The sequence below is a fragment of the Helicobacter cinaedi CCUG 18818 = ATCC BAA-847 genome, from assembly GCF_000155475.1.
GTDB classification, from domain to species: domain Bacteria; phylum Campylobacterota; class Campylobacteria; order Campylobacterales; family Helicobacteraceae; genus Helicobacter_C; species Helicobacter_C cinaedi.
The window spans coordinates 4204-8777 of sequence record NZ_DS990400.1 but is presented as its reverse complement, the minus strand read 5'-3'; the positions used below and the strand labels follow the sequence as shown (position 1 = coordinate 8777).

4 protein-coding genes and 1 pseudogene are annotated in these 4574 nt (G+C 28.9%); all 5 read right to left on the bottom strand.

What is annotated here, in order from left to right; translation table 11 throughout:
- Window positions 1–411 precede the first annotated feature (411 nt).
- The gene (locus tag HCCG_RS11030) at window positions 412–852 is read right to left on the bottom strand and encodes a hypothetical protein (protein ID WP_002957630.1); all 441 of its coding nucleotides are present in this window, start codon (window positions 850–852) and stop codon (window positions 412–414) included.
- A complete protein-coding gene (locus HCCG_RS12310; protein ID WP_002957629.1) occupies window positions 849–1001 on the bottom strand; it encodes a hypothetical protein in 153 nt (50 codons plus the stop codon). The genes HCCG_RS11030 and HCCG_RS12310 overlap by 4 nt, the downstream gene beginning before the upstream one ends.
- 489 nt (window positions 1002–1490) lie before the next feature.
- Window positions 1491–1679 (bottom strand): hypothetical protein, encoded by a 189-nt coding sequence (locus HCCG_RS11020; RefSeq protein ID WP_002957628.1) that lies wholly within the window; start codon window positions 1677–1679, stop codon window positions 1491–1493.
- 441 nt (window positions 1680–2120) lie between these two features.
- Window positions 2121–4262: a DUF6402 family protein gene (locus HCCG_RS11010; RefSeq protein ID WP_002957626.1), complete on the bottom strand. Its 2142-nt coding sequence runs from the start codon at window positions 4260–4262 to the stop codon at window positions 2121–2123.
- A pseudogene (locus HCCG_RS11005) lies at window positions 4259–4574 on the bottom strand (bacteriophage T4 gp5 trimerisation domain-containing protein); the annotation flags it as partial. The pseudogene HCCG_RS11005 and the gene HCCG_RS11010, both read right to left, overlap by 4 nt.

The window sequence follows — 4574 nt, the reverse complement described above, 5'->3', positions numbered from 1 at the left end:
GGTAAAAGAAGGAAGAGAGAGGGAGAGGTAAGACATCATCAATCCTTTATAAGAGGAAGTGTTAAGTTTATCATAGTCTAATCTTTGTATCCCTTTTCTTTAATCTAATAAGTTATTTTATCAATATAAAACAATTTAAAAACAAACAATATATATATTACTTAAATAGAGGCTAGAAATTCCTTATTTTTAATAGCATAAATACTATAACAAACAAGTATTATGCTAGAAACTATTGTGCGAGAAATAAAAGTAAATAATGCTAATGACAACATTCACAATTCCACCTTAAAATATGCTTGTGTATTCTTAGGCACTTTTAACACATAGAATCCTTTATGAATCTCACCCTTTGTTTTATCCTTAGAGAAGACTCTAAAGTTTAAGCCTTTGTTAAAGGTTTTATAGTAGTCAAAAGAATACCTGTTTATTATTGTCAAGGAAATAAAGAATGAACGCAATGGGAAAGGAAAAAATAATTGAAGATACAAATGGAATACCCATACCACACATAAAAGCAAAATTTATTCGTTGATGTTTCTTCTTTGTGTCTAAAATAACTATTTTTTGTGAACGAAAAATAGCCTTGAGTATAGAAAATACAATAGAAAATACAATAGAAAATACAATAGAAAATACAATAGAAAATACAATAGAAAGTATGAAAAGTGGTAACTCAAAAGACAAAATTCCACCCAAAAAAAATCCTACAAAAAATCCCAAGAAAAAACTTTTCCAAAAAGCAGGAGTTAAAGTAAAAGCTAAAAATTCCTTATTTTTAACAGCGTAAGCTATATAAGCAAGAATAGTTATTATAAACCAAAATGATGGCGTTAATATCAACCAAATCATATTTCCACCTTAAAATATGCTTGTGTAGCCTTATCATCAGGCACTTTTAACACATAGAATCCTTTATGAATTTTATCATTTGTTTTATCCTTAGAAAAAACTCTAAAGTTTAAGCCTTTGTTAAAGGTTTTATAGTCTCGTAACTTCATAATTTTACATTACCACTTTTTACCAAGCCAATATAATAGAATAAATAACCAAATAAGAGAGAAATTGTAGAAACGAAGATAGCAAAGTTAAAACAAAAATTTTAATTGTGAAATTTTTGTTTATTGAATCTTGATAAATATATCTTATCCCCTTTTTTCTAATTGAATTAAAAAATAGAATATTTGGCAAACACGATAAAAAAATTAGAATAATTTTTATAAACCTATCCCATCTCCATCCGATTGCACTAAAACTTATTCCTAAATATATTAAAAATACCAAATTAATTGCACAAGAACTTATGATAAGCAAACTCCAATAATAGCAATTTTGACAAGAAACATAAGTATTTTGATTTAATAATATATTTTTTATTTTTAGTAATGTAAAAATATATGCGATTGAAGCTATTAGACTAATGCAAAAAATCATTTTGAACATAATCCAACCAGCTGCAGCTACTCCGTCAGCTAAACCACCCATCATTTCTACAATTCCACCTTAAAATATGTTTGTGTAGCCTTATCTTCAGGCACTTTTAGAATATAGAATCCTTTATGAATTTTATCATTTGTTTTATCCTTAGAGAAGACTCTAAAGTTTAAGCCTTTGTTAAAGGTTTTCTTGTAATTTTGGTAGTCTTGGTTGTAGAGGGGGTAGATTTGATTAATTTTCATTTAAAGCCTAACGCCAAGCGTAGTAAAGTATTGAAAATAAACCAAAAATAAACCAAAATATGGGAAGCAAAACAATATATGAGGCAAACACCAATAGAGTATTAATAAAAAAATATCTTAATCTTAATCTCTTTTTTGCAAATCCACATAATAAACGCCTTTTTCTCAAAAAATAAAACAGAAAAAATATAAAAACAACGATTGAGAACAATGTATGGAAGTATAATGCAATGATATAGCCTTGTTTATTGCTATTCATCGTCATTATCCACACAGCTTGTATAATGGGAAACAGAAAACTTCCCATAAAAGAGCTTAAATAAATATATCTACTCTTGATAAAATACTCATTATCTTTCAGAAGTTTAAAGAAACATTTTCTAATTTTTGGGATTAGAAATATAGACAAAGCACAAAGTAATATTATTATTGCAATGAGCATTATAATAATTCCACCCTGAAATATTCTTGTGTAGCTTTATCTTCAGGCACTTTTAACACATAGAATCCTTTATGAATTTTATCATTTGTTTTATCCTTAGAAAAAACTCTAAAGTTTAAGCCTTTGTTAAAGGTTTTCTTGTAATTTTGGTAGTCTTGGTTGTAGAGGGGGTAGATTTGTTGTTTTTTGAGGATTGGGATTTCGTGGAGTTCAATAGTTCTTGAATGAGATTCTGTCGTAATTGCCGACAAGATATTTCCTTTAACAAAATTGCCCCTTATTTCAGCAAAATGGGTTTTAGTATTTTCTATTTGGCTAAATACTCTAGCTCCACCCGATTTCACATAAGAGTTTAGCTCATTCCATTTGAAAGTGTTGTTTGTGTATTTCGCCATCTGCCTTACAGAATGATTAAAATCAAATCTCATTTCCTTATAATTCCAAGTTCCCACAGGCTGCCCTAATTCTATAATATTTTCATCTTTAGCTTCTTCATCTTTCTTATACTTATGTTCCTCATCATCAAAGTCAAAAGTATCCCAAATATAAGCATAAAGCTCTTTTATATAGACATAAGTTTTATTATGCTCTTTTTTAAGCAAAAATTTACTAGGGATATAATAGACACTAAACTTTCCTGTGCAAGCATAAAGGGATAGAGCTTGTGCTGATGTTTGCTCATCAGAGGAGGCAAGTTTCCACCCAAAATCTTCATCACTGATACCCACACCTTGTTGCATAGTGGCTTTATCTATATCATAAGGTCTTAGAGTGTCAATTCTTTTGTATTCATCGTGTATGGATAAAAATTTGTCTTTAGGATAGACACTAAAGGTAAGCTCTGTCTCTGTTTTGGCATTTTTAATGTTCTCTGTATGGACAATTAAATCAAGTTCTTCTATATCGGCAATATTTTTAAGTTGAGAGTAATATTTTAAATCTTGTTTAGTATTGCTTATGCCTGTATCATCAAGACAATTTTCTTTTGGGTTGTTTCTACAAAGCCTTTGTTGATTAAAAAGTTTTTGAATAATATGAGTTTTTACATTGTCTGAAAGATGTGGATTAAAATTAAAATATGAAAGAAAAGGCGAGGATATATCCAACAATTCCTTACTTCTCTCTTGTACCAAAGGAAATTGCAAATAAAACTCTTCCCAATCAAGTTCAACATAAAAATTGCAAGGGTCTATCTTTGGTTTTAAAACTTGCTTTATCTCAAAAGGTTTGAGTTCTATATCTAAAGCATATTGATAAATCAAACTTTTCATTTTTTCATCTTCTATACTTTGACATAATTCTATGGTATTTTTATATTTAAGCTCTGAAATTTTAGTGGCATCTTTAGGATTATCGTGCCATAGTCTTTGTAAAACATAGCTTGTAGTCCAGCCAAGTTTGGATACTTCATCTTTTGCGTTTAAAGCTTCTTGCATAGAACAATCAATGGAGATTTGTATAATATCGCCTAAGATTATTTCGGCATAAACATTTTCTAAAGGTTCTTTTGTGTAAGCAAAGACTATCATTTTAGAATCATTAATGATGTTATTGATTTCATAGTCTTTAACTTCTTTGCCTAAATAAGCTTGATTGTTTTTATCTTTAAGTGTGTAGTATTTTGCATTATTTAAACATTTTGCAGGATATTGTTTTAATTCTTCTTCATCGCCTTGTGTGAGTTTTTTATCTTGTAAAATATCTTTTAAAGCAAGATTTTTGGATATAAAAGTATAAGCCCATTTAATATCTTCTTCTTGTATATATTCTGGATAATAAGCTTTAAAATTAACTATATCTTCTTTTTGAAAGCAATATCTCCCTATTTTAGAATATAAATTTACTCTAAAAACATCTGTATATTTGTAGAATCTTAATTCTTGAATCTCATCAATGGCGTTATAAGATATTAAAAATCTGTCATACATAGGAGTAATTTTATAATTACTTTGTTCATTTAAATATACAAGGTAAAGTTGAAACTTATTTAAGCCACTTATTTTAAAATCAGCCAAGCCTTTTTCATCAGTTTTTGCAAGAAATCGTGATTTACTCCCCATTTTGAATAAAAACAATTCCAAATTCTCTATGGGTAGATTGCTAATGTTCTCTACTGCTTTAATTGTGATTGTGTCGCTCACTCCGCCTTTACCTCCCCACCTTTAACAACTAATCCTTTAGAATCTATGACTACTTCTACTCCACCAGCTTTAATAATAACACAATCTCCCTTAGCAGTAATAGAAGTGTCTCCGACCGCGAAATTTATTTGATTACCCGCCTCTTCCTCAATATTTGTTTTAGCTTGCATAGCGATGTTGTCTGCTATTTCAGTATGGTTTTTATCGGATTCAAATCCTGTGGATTTTTGGGTAGAAAATAAAATATTATGTTGAGAAGTAACATTAATTTGCTCTTCAGAATTTATATTGCATTCTTTTATACTCTGTATG